The sequence below is a fragment of the Methylocystis sp. ATCC 49242 genome (assembly GCF_000188155.2).
In the GTDB taxonomy this organism is placed as follows: domain Bacteria; phylum Pseudomonadota; class Alphaproteobacteria; order Rhizobiales; family Beijerinckiaceae; genus Methylocystis.
Map to the genome: position 1 here is coordinate 2,618,001 of NZ_KE124774.1, position 15,371 is coordinate 2,633,371.

The window sequence follows — 15,371 nt, forward strand, 5'->3', positions numbered from 1 at the left end:
GCTAGCTTGAACGTGGTCAAAATGTGAATTTTTCCGTGTGCGGGTAGCGCGCCCGTGGAATTTTTATCGTTCCATAAGTCCGTCGGGCCTTTTTTCGCCCGCCTTTTCCCGCCGCGCTGGTACGCGGCGGGAAAAGGCGGCTTGGGTGTGCTCCCGGATGATCTCGCGGTCGAACTCACCAGCAGGCTCGGACCCGCCCAGCCGCGCGCGACGACATGGAAAGGCGCCGGCGCCTGGGTGATCTTCTCGCAGTCGCGGCAGGTGAACTTTTCCCGCACGGTCTCGACGATCTTCCACTGACGCGGCGTCGTCTCGAGCGTCCGCGTCACATCCTCGCCGAGTTTGCGCAACCGCGCGCTGCCGCAGCAGGCGCTAGTCGCCGGAGCTTCGATCACGACCCGCTCGCGCGGCAGATGCTCGGGAAAGGTGTCGCGCTCCTGCGGCCGCTTGCGCTGGAAGCTGGCGATCGTCGTCGCTTTTAGCGACTGCGCGCTCCGCCGCGAGTTCGTCCTCGGTCGCGTTCGCTTCCAGCTCTTCGAGTTCGAGCGACAACTGATCGAGCAGCCTCGCCGAGCGCTCCGACTTCCGCTCGTAGATATGCCGTTGTAATTTGGTGACCTGGAGCTCTTGCGCCGCGATCAGCGCCATGTCTTCCGACGCCTTTGCAAGCGCGACGGCAAGCTGCGCTTTCAGCACCGCGTTTTCGTCGAGAAGGGCTTGGTTCACAGCGTCCATGAGGCGAAGTGAATCACAAATCGCGCGGTTTGTGGCGCCCCAAAATGCAGCCGACCCCAGCTTTTTTCGGCCTCACCCGGCGCTTTGCGGCCTCCGGGTGAGTTGCGGATTCCGCCAGTCGATCCCCTCGAGCATATAGGCCATCTGCCCGGCCGAGACCGACACCGCGCCCGCGCTCGCCGAGGGCCAGATGAACTTTCCGCGGTCGAGCCGCTTGGCGTAGAGCGACAGGCCGACGCCGTCATGCCACAGGATTTTGGCGAGATCGCCCAAGCCGGCGCCCACGGAAGATGTAGAGATCGCCCGCGTGCGGGTCACGCTTCAACTGCTCCTGCACCTGAAGCGCCAAGCCTTGCATCCGCGCCGCATGTCGGTGTGGCCGGTCGCGATCCAGACCCGGCAGCCCGCCGGCAGCGGGATCATCGCCGCAGCGCCTTCACGACCCGCGACAGCGCTGCTGTCTCGACATCGGACCACACGATGATCCGATCCCCCTCGGCGAGCACGATCTCCATCTGGGCGGTCGGCCCTGGAGGAGAACATTCTGTCGTCGTGTCCGGCGTGATCGTAACAGGCAGGGTCGGCGCGAGTTCCTGCGGTGCGGTCGGGACGACGCCGAACTGCTGACGCCAAGTGAAGAGCTGGTTGGTGTTGAGGTCGTAGCGTAGCGCGATCTCGGCGATCGAAGCGCCGTCCGTGAGGCACTCGTCGACGATCCGCCGCTTCTCATCGAGAGACAAGGACCGGTGCCGGCGAGCTGGCGGATCGTCATCGTTGCGGGACATCGGCGATAGTGTCCGCTTGTAATAGAAGTGGACACGATCATCGTGCCACCTGCCAGGCAGCTATCTCAAAAACTGCGATCAACGCCAGGCGGCCGCCGCCGGAGGAATACGGAAATCCTGACAGTCTCCCGGCTGCATTTCGCAACCGAGGACATGCTGGGTAGCGGAACTCGTTGATATTTATCCCGCCTCTGTTCGCCCGAAGAAGTCCCGGCGAGTAGAAGGACCGCACGAAGCGCGCCGACCTCGTTCAAGGCTGCGACCTTGCTTTATACAAATCGTTCCAGACCCGGGACATCCCCACTTTGAAATCTACTTCGTGGCCTTACGGTGACGCATAATCACGGCGTCTTGGTAACCGAAAACACAAGGTATGATGTCGACAATATCAATAATTCGCCCCCAGCGCCGTCGAGTATTTTCAGAACTCTGATTCGCCTGAATATAATACCCGTCGCCACCTATGTCGCGGTCATACTCAGAAGCCTGCTCATGTTCAACGAACCCTCGGTCACGCCAGGTATTGAGGTGCTTTCGCGATATCCAGCGACTACCGAAGGCAAGTGCACCACTGCCGCAAGTCGTGAGGATCAAGACACCATCCGGAGAGAGAATGCGCGCAAGCTCTCGAAGCCATGCTTCCTGCTGAGACTCGCGAATGTGAGTCATTACTGAGATGCCATAAATGAGATCGACACTTTGATCCGGCAAGTCAATTTTCGCGTCAAGGTCCGTCCTAATAGGCGTGATAGAAGGCAAGTGTTCGCGCATCCAATTCAAATTTAGATCATCAATCTCAGCTCCGAAGACTCGACTGTCGGGGAAATCTTTATGGAAATGTCGAACAACGCGCCCAAAACCGCACCCCCAATCCAGAACTCGGGTAGCTGATCCCAGATGAAGATAGCGAGATGCCAGATTAATCACTCGTCGATAGTCAGTGAAACCAGTGATCATTGCACCGATGGTCGAACTCAATTGTTGCACTCGTTTCACGCTGAAATCACTAGGAAAATTCTGAAATGAGCGCAAATCCTTCGGCAGGGAAATATTTCGCAATTTAGTCCGCGCCTCTTCTTCGCCTTTGACGCGAAAATAAAACTCGAAAAATGACGAAGGATCCGCGCTTTGGGCGAGGTTAATGTCGATGCGGAACCCTATGTAGGGAGAACCTGGGTAATACCAATAGAATTCTTCCGCGCTCGGCGTGTAAACTGGCCAATGCCATTTAAAAGCGACGCCATTTTGCCCTATGCACTCCAAATCCTGATACCGCCCATTCGGCGGTAGAACGATGCCCGAAATAGCAAGGATTCCTTGTTGGAACTCGAATCCATCCACGCCGCAAAATATATCCGAGCATAGATCTAGGATCTCGCCCGCCGGAATTGATTGACTATTGATAGCCAGTTTCTGCCTTTCCGCACCGCTCGCGATAATGGTCCCGTCTTCCGTCACGACATTAATTTTACCGAAAGCTGGTACCACCTCGCTTACGGGAACAGGAAGAACAAAACCACAGTATGGATGTGATGACTTTCCACTAGCCACAACATCTGGCCTAAACAGTTCAGCTCTTGCTACGCTCAAAATCCTCTTGTCGTCAACAAGACGAAGAATGACGGTCGTGTCGCCGTCATTCCGCGGAACAAAGCCGGATGCGCCAGTGCTATCAAAACGCTCCACAGAGACAGAAGGATCTTTCATCATTTTTTATGCTCTAAGTTTATTTTCGAAGGGATTGGGTGCCGGCTTTATTGTGACCCGGATGCAACTGGAACATCCTGTTCAATCCCTCTGTCGACAGGATCGGGATTTCTATCGCCCGAATTGCACGCAGCTGCCATCTGGCAAGTCGAAGCGAGTTGCAACAACCCGCCGTGCTCTGGGTTAGCCGCCACAAGACGCTCGACGAGCGACCTTGCATCTCGGATCCTGCCTAGAGTCAAAAGCTCGCTAACCAATGGGTGCAAATATTCGCTAGTGGATCCATCGGTAGCGAGCGATCGAAGCAATTGCATCCCTTCCGCACGGCATTCGCCTTCAATAAGGAGATGGGCCAACTTCAGCCTAGCATCTTCATGCAGCGGATCCTCTCTGAGCACCGTTCGTAGGAGACGCTCTTGATCTTTGCTCCGTCCCAGCTTTTCGTGGACGCTCGCGAGCATCCATGCTGTGGATACGTCTACCGGCATAACCTCCTCGGCTTTGTGAAGGAGCCAATCTAAATCGTCCACTCGACCCGAAACATCGAGTACATGTATCCAACTCGACAGACTGTCCGTCGATCGCGTACCTAGTTTCAGTGCCTCTTCCTGACGGCGCGACGCCAAGTCCTCCAATCCGACAGCTCGGAGTCCTTTAGAGAGTCGCAAATTTAAATCTGTATCGACATTTACAGCACGGGCATTCATGGCCCTGACCAAATCGACGTCCTGTCGCCGGGCAGCCAATTCAGCCGCACAGACAAAAAACTCAAGGGGTTGATCTGGCAAATTATCAATCGGCAATTTTTCGAAGACGGAACAAGCGTTTTCCCAATCCCCCGCGTTCGCCAGCGTTATTAGGCGATACATCTTTTCTATTAACGAAAAATCTCGCGCTGCGTCAGGAACGTAAGACTCGGTTACTCGCACCATTATAGAACCGACAAAGCTAGGATCGACGTGTATTAGATCGTCCATCCACACCTTACGTTCTTTAGTGAGCATGATGCTCTCGAACGATGGGAAATAGTCTACGTTCGGATTTGATTCTGAAACAGAACCCGCGACCGCCCTCAGGACACTCTTGGAATAGGTATTAGCAACTATTACGTCGTCACTTGTAAATGTTCGCGCCAGCGGAACGGGCGATGTTGTCAAAAGAATGTTCGTCGGATTATCCCTGTTTATAATTTCAATCGCATCTGTAATACACTGCAGTGCTTCATTATAATCGATCCGTCGAAATTGAAATCTTTCGGGGTTTCGAAGAACGCCTCTACTAAGGTCTACGTACATGCCTGTCTCTGTATCTTTCCAGCACTCGATATGGCCAAGCGTAATAACCACCGCATCGCAATCAAAAGCACTCTGATAAAGGCTATAGATCAAACGTCGTTCCGCCAATGCTTGCTCAAGTGTGATCCCATACTCTTTCGGTGTCAATCTGGATAGATCATAGACAAGGCCGCTTCCGGCATCTAAAAGCAGCGGTTCGATGTCATCGAGATGCACGGTGTCATCTCGGTCCATAATCTTGCGGGTCCATTCGAGCTCTTGAAAAATCGAAGGTGGCGTGTAGCGATTGAGCATGTTTATGCCGTTGCCGACAAATAGGTCCGGATGCTGGCCGTAGAAATCAAAGACTGGGATCTGGAATCCTAGATCGCACAACGCTCGCTCAATGCTGCGCGCGAAACAGCTACCGATTGTGAATACACGAGAACCAGGATCAAACTTAAATTTGGGCTGCAACACTGGCCAGCATTGGGGCTCCAAACGATTCGGCCCATTTCTAGATGGCCACAAAGCACGGCCTTTGTCCGACGCGTTCGATATCGCCTGTCTAACGTCCAAATCCATCATTGCACCCGATTGCGACCATCTTTTCCCGCGCAACCCAAAATGTAGTAGGCGGGCCAGCGACACTACAGATAACCCATGAAGCCTTTCAGCGTTCGCTCCAGAAACAGCACTCGTGCCCAGTTACACCGCGTTTCAATCACGGAGATTTATCCGGCCGCTCAAGTGCAATTGCTAAAAACACGCTGACCGCTGCGGATGGTAACACAATTTATGTCGCTGTAAATCTTGAGCCGAACTGATTGATCGAATCGACGGGGAATCCTCCTACCGAATCAGAAAATCACGAGCGCGCTCTGGCTATGAAGCCTCAGCAGGTTGTCCTCGGAAAGACCGAGGGGGGCTGATTGGCGTTTGATATTTTATTCCGCCATGCGTGCGATGCCGGTTGTAACTGTGCATCCAGACGGGAAGCTCATCGACGCGGCGATCGAATGACGCATAGGCGGGTCGCATAAGCGCATTCGTGTGAGGCAGTTTGAATGAAACGCTCGGCGTTGCCGTTGGTCCTGGGCGTGTTTGAGAACGCGGCTTGGTGTTGCCGCGCTGACGACTGAGACCTTGGCGATATGCTTTTCCGGTGAAGCGCTGACAGTGCAGCGCCACGATCTCATCGATCCCGGCGTGCGGCGTGGGTTTCCGTAGCCGTTGCAGGCGCGACGAACGATCGGACAGCCCTTCCGCGCAGGCCTGCTTGAGCCGCTCGGTCCATTTGCGGGCGTTGTTGGCGTAAACGTGAAAGGCGTTGGTGACTTGCGAAATCGATTGGTCGCCGTCCAGCAAACGGTACGCCAATTCCGCTCTACCAAGCGGCGTCAAACGGGCATGCTTGAAGATATACATCCCGACCTCCGCGAAAAATCAAGCTTTGCAGCGCGGCTTTGCTTGGTCTGGGCCGGAAGGACAACCTATAGAAAGCTCACCTCTAACCGATAGGGTCTGGCGTATCAGTTGAGTTCGACCACAGGTGACATTATCCGTATAACATTGTAAATGTCATAAGGCATCGCGGCGACAGGCAGATAGAGAAATCTTGAGATGCATAATCGATTAAGCGTCAATAAATTGGATCCAGCAGCTTGTGAAAACATCTCCGACGGCCAGCCAAAGGAATGCGCGATTGGATCAAACCCCCTAATGCCTATGGTCGCGTTCGAAGCAGACGAGTCGGCTGCGCGTGTCGATCCGTTCGACGCACGGGAAGAATGCAACGTGATCGGATTGGAGCCGGCGCGATCCCAAGGGGCTCTCGGCGAAGACGAATTGCAAAGGCAAATTGAAATACTGGAGCGCGCACTTATCACTCGGGATGAAGAGATCGAGCGACTGACGCGCCATACAGTGATGATCGATCAGTCAGTGTCGAGCATGGTTGCAGGCGTACTTTCTTATCTGATGCCCAGAAGGCAGCGCAAGAGCGTCAACCCACTATTTAACGAGCCGTGGTACTTTAGTACCTACCCCGAGATTCGCGAACTTGGCCTTGACCCGTACTTTCACTATTTACGAATTGGGGGGTTTAGCGGCTATAATCCTAACCCTCTCTTCGACTCGGCTTGGTATTTACGCGAATATGCCGATGTTCGCGCGAGTCTGATAAATCCATTAGAACATTACTATCTCTCTGGAGTTACAGAAGGTAGAGATCCTTCCCCCTCCTTTGGAGACGATCCAGGCATCCCTGATTTTTTTTATAATTCATATCACCGCTTACTCTCACGGCCAGATATTGACCCGGCATGCCCACTCGGAATTATACGCAAAGAATTCGATAAGCAATTTTACATCGCTCGCTACTTAAATGCTCCTGAAAATAGGAAATGGCGTGCCTGGCCTTTTTTGCATTATTTCTACATTGGAGCACGACACGGCTACTCGCCAAATGACTCGTTCTCGGAGGAGTTTTATGTCAACCTTTACAAGGATGTGCGCGAGGCCATCGCTCGTAAGGAAATCCGTAGCGGGTTTTGGCATTATCTTGCCACCGGGAAGAAAGAGGGCAGATCCTGTCGGCACAAGCTTTCGGAAGCGCTTGAGTGGGCGCTTCCGGGGGTTACACAACCCCTGCTGCGTGCTCGCGCAGCAGATATTGAGGCACGAATCAAGCCGGTGACTATGCGTAAACGGGAGGACGGACTTCGGAAACTTTTCGTCTTCATGCCCAATTTTAACCCTGATATAGCCTTTGGAGGTTATCGAGCATTGTTTGAGTTGTTGCGTGGGCTAACGCGTTATTGCGAAAAGTTGAATTTGATAATCGAAATCGTTGTTACTGCAGAATTGGCAGCTAATAAGCAATATTTCCTATGGCGAACGGAAGGCAGTCATTTACAAGAGCTGTTTATCGACGTTGATGTTTATGGGCTTAGAGAGAGGAGTTATCTATCGTTGGGTCCCAGAGATCGGTTCCTGTGTTATTCGAGCCTCGATGCTATGATCGCTTCCCCTTTGGCCGCATTGACTGATGAACCAAGGGTCCTTGCACTCGTACAGGAATATGAACCAATTTTCCATGAACATTCCGCAATATATGCGCTCTGTAGCTCAGGCTTCGATGTGCCCTCGTACCCCGTGTTCAATTCGTCTGCGCTTGCATCGTACTTTCGAAGCCACAAATTGGGGATATTCAAACACAAAGCCAATGCAGTTGAGAAAAAAGACTTTGCTGTATTTGAGCATGTCTTGAATTGTCTTCCGAGGCAGTCACTTGATTCCATGCGGGCACGGAAGGAACGTCTGTGTGTGGTCTATGCTCGCCCCGAGGCGCATGCCGCTCGCAATCTCTATGAATTTATCGAAATTACGCTGAAGCAACTTTGCCAGGCCGGGCACTTCGGAGCGAACTGGCGATTTGTAGGTTTGGGATGCCTATCGCCCTTACAACCGGTAGAGTTGGGCGGCGGCCATCATCTGGAGTTTATCGAAAAAATGCCCGAGGACGAATACAAGCGTTTCGCTTCGACGATCGATCTAGGGATTAGTCTGATGCTAGCCCCCCATCCAAGCGTCGTTCCATTTGAATTGGCTACGACCGGAGCCGTGGTGGTAACAAATACCTACGATAATCGACCGAAAGAGTTTTTCACTGCAATTTCGACGAATATTATCTCTGTTGAACCGACCTTACGAGGACTGTCAGCTGGAATTATTTATGCACTTGAAAAGGTTGAGAATTTTCAGTCGCGATGGAACAATACTTACATTCCCAAGACGCATACGTGGGCATCGCTGTTCGACGAAACATTTATCTCGTCTACCATCGCAAGAATCTTGGAGTAAGGTAGGCTTATTGGGAAGTTCTGCCCGAAAGCCGAGTTTACTGACGACGAAATAAAAGCTGTCGTCGACGAGCTTGATGCTGGGGGACCTTTTCCTGCTCCCACAGGCAGTAGTAATGGCTGCTCGATCTTCCAGGAGCGAAATGTGTTGCTCATGGACAAGCAGAATCACAAGCGCTCTCGCCGCGCCTCCAAAATTAAAGATTTCTCCGACACGCTCCTAGAGCGGTTTCCACTCAAAGCGGCTCATATCCTGCAGCGGCGAAGAAGTTGGCGCATTCGGTTGGCGTGAACTCATTGAGTAGAGCGCCGATCCTGTTCCACAAGGTGTCGACGTTGCGCTCGGCGGCTTTTCGCAGCAAGGCTTTGAGCTTGGAGAAGGCCTTTTCGATCGGGTTGAAGTCTGGGCTGTAGGGCGGCAGGTAAAGCAGCGTCGCGCCGGCGGCCTCGATCGCCTTTCGCACGCCAGCGCCTTTGTGACTCCCAAGATTGTCCATCACAACGATGTCGCCCGGTGAGAGCGTCGGGACGAGAACCTGGTCGACATAGGCCTGAAACCATTGGCCGTTGATCGGCCCATCGAGAACCATCGGTGCCGTCAGGCCACAGAGGCGCAGACCGGCGACGAAGGTTGTCGTTTTCCAATGTCCGTGCGGAACGCTAGAGCGCAGCCGCTCGCCTCTCGGGGCGCGTCCGTTCTTGCGGGCCATGTTTGTACTCGCCCAAGTCGCGTCGATGAAGACGAGCTTTGAGGGATCGAGGTCGAGCTGGCTGTCGAACCAGTCCTCCCGGCGCTTCACGATGTCCGGGCGGTCCTGCTCGCTCGCATGGGCGGTCTTTTTTCCAGGTGATGCCGTGGCGATCGAAGAAGCGCCACAGTGCGCCGATGCTGAAGCGATGGCCGCGCTCGGCAAGTTGCGTCTGAAGCTCTTTCAGAGTGATGTCGCAGGTCTCCTCGACAAGCGACAGGATCAGGCTCTTATGCGCGTCGATCCGAGCCGACCAGCGGTCGCCGCCGCGCTTGTAGGAGGCCGGACTACCGGTCTCGTTCTGCCGTTGACACCATCGGATCGCGCTGGCCGCGGAGACGCCGAAGCGCTCCGCCGCCTGCCGCCGAGACATGCCGCCAGAGACAGCGGCCACGAAGATCGAGCGAAAGAGTCTTCTTCGACATGCCTGCCGGCCTCCTTCGCCAGCAGACAGTTTGAATCAGACCGACGCCGATTCGGGAATCCCTCGCGATTCAGTCAGACGAGAAACCACATCTAGCGAGCCGCCTGACACCGAACTGGATGGCGGCCAGCGTAACGAAGGTCGCGAGGGTTTCAGCGAGGTTTTCGCAATCCTTGGCAAAGGCGGCCCGCCGTGCAGAAGCGGGCGGAATAATTCAGCGGCTGTAGGGCGGTGTCCCTGCTCAAAACTCTGAAAGGTAAGCGAAGCTCTTTCCCCATGACGCTTTCAATGCAGGAGAAGCTTGCAATGCGTTGCGAGCAGGCATTGCAAGTCTTTGGTGCAAAGATTTGCAAGCGATTGGCGTCAAGCGGGTGAACTGATGGGGTGGATGCCCCCTCCACCCAGCATTGTGAGATGCTGGAGCGTCGCCGGAGGCGCAGTGAGGAGGACCTTGCCGAAATCGCCAGACACGTCGCGCCCGGCGGTCACGTCGTGCTGACGCTCGATCAGGCCGGATGGCACATGACGGACAAGCTCGACGTTCAACACAACGTCACGATCCTGCAGCTGCCGGCCAAATGTCCGGAGCTGAACCCGCAGGAGAACATCTGGCAGTTCATGCGCGACAACTGGCTCTCAAACCGCGTGTTCACCGGCTACGACGACATCGTCGGCCACTGCTGCGCAGCATGGACGAAACTCACCGATCAGCCATGGCGCATTATGTCCATCGGCATGCGTGATTGGGTATATCGGTTCTGATCCGTGCGGGTTGGTATCACTTGTTGATTTCATTGGTGCCGGTTGAGGGATTCGAACTCCCCGACCTACTGATAAAAAATCAGGACGGCAAACTCTTCCTCACCCGAAAGACAAGCGGGGCCCTTGAGGTCACCTCATCCAATCCGAACCAGCCAGAGCCGGTGCGATCCAATAAAAAATGTGGGGTGGATTGGTAGGCAGACTACCTATGCGTTATGAAAAGGCAATAAAATCAATGACTTACGCGTACTTCTGGCGGAGGGGGCGGGATTCGAACCCGCGATACGGTTTCCCGCATACACACTTTCCAGGCGTGCGCCTTCAACCACTCGGCCACCCCTCCGTTGGCGCGCAATATATTCAGCCGGGCGGAGAACGCAAACCCCTATGAAAATGTCGTGAAAGCCTGTGGAGAGCGTGGGTCGGAGAAATCTGAGACGACCGTGACGCCGCGTGAAATGGCGGTTTCGGCTCCGAAAATCGCGAATCAGCTGACACTAGGGCTAGGACAGACGTCACCGCACGGATAGTGGGCCGCCAACACGAACGGCGCAATTTTCCCCCGATTGAAGGAAGTCGACCCCGATGCGTCGACGCGCGCTTGATCCCTCACTCCCCCCCGTGCTATCTGGCGGCGCGCCACACAGAAGCCGACGGCCCCAGGGTCGATTCAGCGCACCGCGGAGAGGTGGCTGAGTGGTTGAAAGCACCGCACTCGAAATGCGGCATACGGGCAACTGTATCGGGGGTTCGAATCCCTCCCTCTCCGCCACTTCGGAACAAAACCGGGAACGCCGATTCCCGCCGATTTCCCTCCCTTGGTGGCTACCAGCGTCCTCAACAGAGTGCTTTTGCTACCTTTGATGTAGATCGCGTCGTCTGCGACCTCGACGCGCTGTGCGAAGGCCCGGACGTGTTCCCGCCGATAGCCGCCCTTTCCAAGCCGGAGCCGGGTGCGGGCTTCGCTCGCCAGTTCCCGCACGGCTGCCCCTGTGAGGCCCTGATGGGCAGAGCTTTTCAGCATGGCCTCGGTCCTCTCGGCGTCGGCGCGTGCCTGATCCCGTAGTGCGGTCAGCCCCGCGATCCGCTCGCCAAGGGCGGATTCGGCCGGGTCGAGCGAACCGGACTCGATAGCGTCGTAAAGCCGCTTGAGGCGCATGTCGGCCTCGGCCGCGCGCTGGTTCAATTCGGCGATGTGCTTGCCGCGCCGCTCTACGCTTTCCTGCCGGCGATCCAGAAGCGAGGCGAGCACTTCTTCGATCCGCTCGGGGTCGAGTAGCCTTTCCTCGATATGGCTGACCACGATACGGTCGAGCTTGTCCATGGGGATAGCTCGGCCCTTGCAGCCGGTTTCGCCCTGACGCGCCCGGATTGAGCAGGCATAATAGCGATAACGGCCGTTCTTGCCGGTGCGCAGCGTCATCGCGCCTCCGCAATTGCCGCAATGGCAAATGCCGGTCAGCAGGTTCGGGCCACTGACGACGCGCGGCGGCGTGACCTTCGGATTGTTGACCTTCAAGCGATTTTGCACGGCCTCGAATATCTCAAGGTCGATCAGCGGCGGCACCGCGACGGTTACAATTTCTTCCTCGGGTTTCAGCTCTCCCTTTTTGGAGCGGCTGTTGAACCGATGTTCGCCGATATAGGTGCGGCGGGTCAGGATACGGTGAAGCTGCCCGATGCCCCAACGCCCGCCGCTGCGGGTGAACATGCGGTTCCTGTTCAAGTGGCTGACGATGTTCTTGACGCCCATGGGGCCGGATGTGCCGTCGCCTTCCGTTGCAAGGCGGAAGATCAGGCGCACGGTGTCGGCGTGCAGCGGGTCGATTTCCAGCTTCTTCTTCATCTTCGCGCCACGCTGCTCCGCGTCGATGACTCGGTAGCCGATAGGCGGCAGCGAGCCGTTCCAGAAGCCTTGCCGAGCGTTCTCCTTCAAGGCGCGCAGAACGTGCTTGGCGTTCTCCTTGGACTGGTATTCGTCGAATAGCGCCATGATCTGCCGCATCATGACGTGCATGGGATCGTCGCCCATCTCTTGCGTGATGGAGACCAGCTTGACGCCGTTCTTGGCGAGCTTCCTGACGTTGAACTCCAGCTCGAAGTGATCGCGAAAGAAGCGCGAGAAGCTGTGAACAACCACCACGTCAAACGGTGCGGGCTTACTGGTGCCGGCCTCGATCAACCGCTGGAACTCGGGGCGGCGGTCGTTGGTCGCAGATGCGCCGGCCTCCACGAAAGTTTCGACAAGCTGGTAGCCGCGCGAGGCGCAGTAGGTTTCGCCCTGCTTTCGCTGGTCGGGGATCGACACGTCATGCTCGGCCTGCCGCGCCGTCGAGACGCGCAAATAGAGCGCGGCGCGCAGCGCGACATGGGGACTTTGCATATTCATAGCGCGCCTCCTTTCGCGGCCCGGCGTTCGATCAGCGGCAGCTCCAGCGCCACGCGGTCATGCAGCACCTTGGGCACGATCTTCTGGCCCTCGCCGGGGTCCATGCGGACAAGGCCGTAGTTCGCCATCGTCTTGAGGGTTCGGGACAGGCTGGGCTTCGACCGCCCGGTGATCCGCGACAGTTCCTCCAGCGAGCCGGGCGACTGCTCGTCGATGACGCGCAGCAGCTCGCGGTTCCCGCTGGACAGGATTTGCGCGAAGGATTCCGTGGACGTGAACCACACCTTCGGATCGCCAGACGCGGGCTTTTCCTCGCCGCGCGCGATCCGCATAGTGCGGGCCTTCATCTCGTCGTAGTCGGCAATCCCGACTTTCAATGTGGTCATGTTACGCCTCGCTCCTTCAACACCGCGTCCACCGCCTGCCAGAAGTCGGCCAGCAACGTGGCCGCGTCCTCGTAGGCGTAGGGCTTCACGGTCTGGAGGCGGTGCCGATGGTCCATCGACTCGCCCCTCCTGCCTCGGCCGACCGGATGGGCGTTATCGAAGCCGACCAGCCGTTCGCCCGAAGGCCCGTGAAGCGTGAGCGAGTAATCGAGGCCGTGCGGCTTTTCCGGCGATGCCGGAACGCGGGTGACGATGAACTTCACCCAATGGCCGCCCTCGGGATCGACAATGAGCACCTGTCCGTCGAGGTCCAGAAGCGTGTCGAGGCTCGGGTCACGATCCTCGCTCATCACTTACAGTTACCATCTGGTGTTAACTGTGGCAAGCCCTGATTGTCAGGATCGTCGATTGGGCCGAACAGCCGGTCGAGCACGTCGCCGAAATACCGCTCGAAGATTTGCAGTTCTTCCTCGGTGATCGGCACCTTCTCGGGCCAGTCGTCGATGACGGGCAACGACTCCACATCGACGATGCGAAGCGGCGACCTGCGGCGCTTCCAGCCGTCCGGCGTGGGTTCGTCGGCGTAGTCGAAAAGATCGTCGGGAAGTGTCTCGGGGACCGGCTGTCGAGGTCGCCCTTTACGGGCGCGGCGGCGCTCTGTGCACATGGAATCCTCCTTGGTTCTGGTGGATTCCGGGGCGCTCAAGGCCCCGGAATTATGCGAACCATGGAGGGCAGTCGGCGGTCTTGTAGCGTGCCGCATTTGCGTTGATGCGCTGGCGGCACCCCGCTGTCAGGGGCAGGTTTTGATCGAGATAGACACTTGCGAAACGAGGAGGCTTTGATTGCCGCCGCAATGTTATTGGAGCTATTCGAGGATCGTTCCGCCGCCGCGTTCCCAGACCATCGCCCAGAACTGCCGGCTCCAATCGGTTTGGTGTCCGTCGAGGTAACGAGACTTACCGAGCGCCAAGCCCAGCCGCGCCATCAGAGCGGTGAACTCTGCATCGGCAGGGTTCGCCGCCTGCCAAATTCGGCCGAGCACGTAAGAAAGCAAAGCGTGGAACAATGTGATGCGAGTTGCCTTCTGAGCATCATAGGCACGCGGCCGCATCTCGATGATCGCATGGGAGTCCGCGTTCGGCTCGTCCGCGTCTTGGAAGCGATGAAGTCGAAATTGCCATTGTGCGAGGCCGCGACCGTAGTGCGCGTAGGGTTGGACCGCGCCGGCAAACTCTCGCATGAATGTGAACCAAGGCTCGTTCCAAAGCCCTGATCCGTAACCCGGCCAAACGTGCGCTTGCAGCCATGCCCGCAGCTTGCCAGCCGTCAGTTCGTCCGCTTCCCATTTGAGCAACGTCGCTTCGGCGTCAGGATGGCCGCACACGCCCAGTTCGACAACACCGATTGCCTCAACGCATTGACGTGTTAGCGCGAGCGCGTTGGCGTGCATTCCATCGCGGTTCGCCTGGTTCGCCAGAAGAAGCGTATCGAGGATGAACCAGTGAGCCAGCATGGGCGCTGACTTTACTTGCAGGGTCATCTCGTTGGCCGATACGGCATCAGCGATGCGGCGCATGATCTGCGAAGTAGCTTCCTCGTTGAGCTTGAACCATTCTGGCGCTGATCGGGTCATCGTTTCAGCATAACGGCAGATGCGGCTTGTTTCATTGCTGTTCCTGTCGAATCGAGTTTCGCGCTATGTAACGACATGGAATATATCAGCATCCCCATATCGCTCGTATCGTTGGCGATCTCGCTCGGCACGTTCTGGCTCGCTTTCATGGATCGCGGGCGTCTGAGGATGACGAAGCCGACTATTGTGTTTTTCGGCTTCGACGAGGTTCCCAAGCCCACGCCAAAGGTATTCTTGCGGACGCTGCTATACAGCACGGCCACACGTGGACAGGTCGTTGAAGGCATGTATGCCAAAGTTCGTCGCGGCAAGGACGAGCGGATTTTCAGCTTCTGGGGCTATGGCGAAGCGGAAAAGCTATCGGCCGGTAGCGGACTACATATCAGCCGAACCGGCCTCGCCGCCAACCACCATTTCGTTCTGTCCGTTCATGAATCCGGCTACCGCTTCGAACCCGGCTCCTACGAGATTGACGTCATTGCCGATGTGGTTGGCCGAAAAAAGTCGATCAGGCTTGCGACAATAAATCTGTCGCTGTCTGACGAACTTGCGGCGGCGCTGCGGCGACAGGAAGGTGTGTTGTTCGAACGCAAGATCGGCGGCGAATATGAGGGCCATGCGAGAGAGCGATAGTCATCCGATTGTCAGTCCCGTTCAAAAA

The 15,371-nt window shown here is 56.4% G+C and carries 12 protein-coding genes, 2 tRNA genes and 5 pseudogenes; 4 read left to right on the forward strand and 15 right to left on the reverse strand.

What is annotated here, in order from left to right; translation table 11 throughout:
* Positions 1 to 179: 179 nt before the first annotated feature.
* The 8 genes and pseudogenes from MET49242_RS14775 to MET49242_RS26655 form a co-directional block, all read right to left on the reverse strand.
* Positions 180 to 735, reverse strand: a pseudogene (locus MET49242_RS14775) (IS66 family transposase zinc-finger binding domain-containing protein); the annotation flags it as partial.
* Between the two features lie 72 nt (positions 736 to 807).
* Positions 808 to 1,020 (reverse strand): IS66 family insertion sequence element accessory protein TnpB, encoded by a 213-nt coding sequence (tnpB, locus tag MET49242_RS26640; protein ID WP_371212530.1) that lies wholly within the window; start codon positions 1,018 to 1,020, stop codon positions 808 to 810.
* Positions 977 to 1,093: an IS66 family insertion sequence element accessory protein TnpB gene (gene tnpB / locus MET49242_RS26645; protein WP_371212531.1), complete on the reverse strand. Its 117-nt coding sequence runs from the start codon at positions 1,091 to 1,093 to the stop codon at positions 977 to 979. The genes tnpB (MET49242_RS26640) and tnpB (MET49242_RS26645) overlap by 44 nt, the downstream gene beginning before the upstream one ends.
* A gap of 61 nt (positions 1,094 to 1,154) precedes the next feature.
* Positions 1,155 to 1,520, reverse strand: coding sequence for a transposase (locus MET49242_RS14785; protein ID WP_036283963.1), 366 nt, complete (start codon positions 1,518 to 1,520; stop codon positions 1,155 to 1,157).
* 312 nt (positions 1,521 to 1,832) lie between these two features.
* A complete protein-coding gene (locus MET49242_RS24375) occupies positions 1,833 to 3,230 on the reverse strand; it encodes a bifunctional 2-polyprenyl-6-hydroxyphenol methylase/3-demethylubiquinol 3-O-methyltransferase UbiG (RefSeq protein WP_084679128.1) in 1,398 nt (465 codons plus the stop codon).
* 44 nt (positions 3,231 to 3,274) lie between these two features.
* Entirely contained in the window at positions 3,275 to 4,981 is a 1,707-nt protein-coding gene (locus MET49242_RS23450) for a GSCFA domain-containing protein (RefSeq protein ID WP_158497309.1), read from the reverse strand.
* Between the two features lie 405 nt (positions 4,982 to 5,386).
* A pseudogene (locus MET49242_RS26650) lies at positions 5,387 to 5,603 on the reverse strand (integrase core domain-containing protein); the annotation flags it as partial.
* A 179-nt stretch (positions 5,604 to 5,782) separates the two neighbouring features.
* A pseudogene (locus tag MET49242_RS26655) lies at positions 5,783 to 5,929 on the reverse strand (leucine zipper domain-containing protein); the annotation flags it as partial.
* 195 nt (positions 5,930 to 6,124) lie between these two features.
* Between MET49242_RS26655 and MET49242_RS25145 the strand changes: the two are divergent.
* A complete protein-coding gene (locus MET49242_RS25145) occupies positions 6,125 to 8,365 on the forward strand; it encodes a hypothetical protein (protein ID WP_144259644.1) in 2,241 nt (746 codons plus the stop codon).
* A 235-nt stretch (positions 8,366 to 8,600) separates the two neighbouring features.
* Here MET49242_RS25145 and MET49242_RS14815 read toward each other — a convergent pair.
* A protein-coding gene (locus tag MET49242_RS14815) for an IS630 family transposase (RefSeq protein WP_144259645.1) occupies positions 8,601 to 9,486 on the reverse strand; the annotation gives its coding sequence in 2 pieces (ribosomal slippage) (positions 8,601 to 9,207 and positions 9,206 to 9,486; 888 coding nt in all).
* Between the two features lie 501 nt (positions 9,487 to 9,987).
* On the opposite strand from MET49242_RS14815, the pseudogene MET49242_RS14820 reads away from it, so the two are divergent.
* A pseudogene (locus MET49242_RS14820) lies at positions 9,988 to 10,299 on the forward strand (transposase); the annotation flags it as partial.
* A 253-nt stretch (positions 10,300 to 10,552) separates the two neighbouring features.
* Here the strand turns inward: MET49242_RS14820 and MET49242_RS14825 are convergent.
* Positions 10,553 to 10,642, reverse strand: a tRNA-Ser gene (locus MET49242_RS14825).
* A gap of 339 nt (positions 10,643 to 10,981) precedes the next feature.
* Between MET49242_RS14825 and MET49242_RS14830 the strand changes: the two genes are divergently transcribed.
* Positions 10,982 to 11,071: transfer RNA gene (locus tag MET49242_RS14830), tRNA-Ser, on the forward strand.
* A 576-nt stretch (positions 11,072 to 11,647) separates the two neighbouring features.
* On the opposite strand, the pseudogene MET49242_RS26660 reads toward MET49242_RS14830, so the two are convergent.
* The 5 genes and pseudogenes from MET49242_RS26660 to MET49242_RS14850 all read right to left on the reverse strand — a co-directional run.
* Positions 11,648 to 12,688, reverse strand: a pseudogene (locus MET49242_RS26660) (recombinase family protein); the annotation flags it as partial.
* Positions 12,685 to 13,074 carry a helix-turn-helix domain-containing protein gene (locus tag MET49242_RS14840; RefSeq protein WP_036283971.1) on the reverse strand — a complete coding sequence of 130 codons (390 nt, stop codon included), beginning with the start codon at positions 13,072 to 13,074 and terminating at the stop codon, positions 12,685 to 12,687. The gene MET49242_RS14840 and the pseudogene MET49242_RS26660, both read right to left, overlap by 4 nt.
* A complete protein-coding gene (locus MET49242_RS14845) occupies positions 13,071 to 13,424 on the reverse strand; it encodes a DUF6516 family protein (RefSeq protein WP_036283973.1) in 354 nt (117 codons plus the stop codon). Before MET49242_RS14845 ends, MET49242_RS14840 begins: the two co-directional genes overlap by 4 nt.
* Complete coding sequence (locus tag MET49242_RS23460) at positions 13,424 to 13,741, reverse strand: hypothetical protein (protein ID WP_051134230.1); 318 nt, start codon at positions 13,739 to 13,741, stop codon at positions 13,424 to 13,426. Before MET49242_RS23460 ends, MET49242_RS14845 begins: the two co-directional genes overlap by 1 nt.
* 201 nt (positions 13,742 to 13,942) lie before the next feature.
* Positions 13,943 to 14,710, reverse strand: a complete 768-nt coding sequence (locus tag MET49242_RS14850; RefSeq protein WP_036283975.1) for a hypothetical protein — start codon at positions 14,708 to 14,710, stop codon at positions 13,943 to 13,945.
* A gap of 168 nt (positions 14,711 to 14,878) precedes the next feature.
* Here MET49242_RS14850 and MET49242_RS14855 point away from each other — a divergent pair, with 168 nt between their 5' ends.
* On the forward strand, positions 14,879 to 15,343 hold the full coding sequence (locus tag MET49242_RS14855; protein WP_144259647.1) for a hypothetical protein: 465 nt from the start codon (positions 14,879 to 14,881) through the stop codon (positions 15,341 to 15,343).
* Positions 15,344 to 15,371: the final 28 nt, after the last annotated feature.

What these genes read in the sequence shown, in the direction of transcription:
- tnpB (WP_371212531.1), bottom strand. Translation starts at nt 1,093, where the DNA reads ATGCAAGGCTTGGCGCTTCAGGTGCAGGAGCAGTTGAAGCGTGACCCG.
- MET49242_RS14785 (WP_036283963.1), bottom strand. Translation starts at nt 1,520, where the DNA reads ATGTCCCGCAACGATGACGATCCGCCAGCTCGCCGGCACCGGTCCTTG.
- MET49242_RS24375 (WP_084679128.1), bottom strand. Translation starts at nt 3,230, where the DNA reads ATGATGAAAGATCCTTCTGTCTCTGTGGAGCGTTTTGATAGCACTGGC.
- MET49242_RS25145 (WP_144259644.1), top strand. Translation starts at nt 6,125, where the DNA reads ATGCATAATCGATTAAGCGTCAATAAATTGGATCCAGCAGCTTGTGAA.
- MET49242_RS14840 (WP_036283971.1), bottom strand. Translation starts at nt 13,074, where the DNA reads ATGACCACATTGAAAGTCGGGATTGCCGACTACGACGAGATGAAGGCC.
- MET49242_RS14845 (WP_036283973.1), bottom strand. Translation starts at nt 13,424, where the DNA reads ATGAGCGAGGATCGTGACCCGAGCCTCGACACGCTTCTGGACCTCGAC.
- MET49242_RS23460 (WP_051134230.1), bottom strand. Translation starts at nt 13,741, where the DNA reads ATGTGCACAGAGCGCCGCCGCGCCCGTAAAGGGCGACCTCGACAGCCG.
- MET49242_RS14850 (WP_036283975.1), bottom strand. Translation starts at nt 14,710, where the DNA reads ATGACCCGATCAGCGCCAGAATGGTTCAAGCTCAACGAGGAAGCTACT.
- MET49242_RS14855 (WP_144259647.1), top strand. Translation starts at nt 14,879, where the DNA reads ATGACGAAGCCGACTATTGTGTTTTTCGGCTTCGACGAGGTTCCCAAG.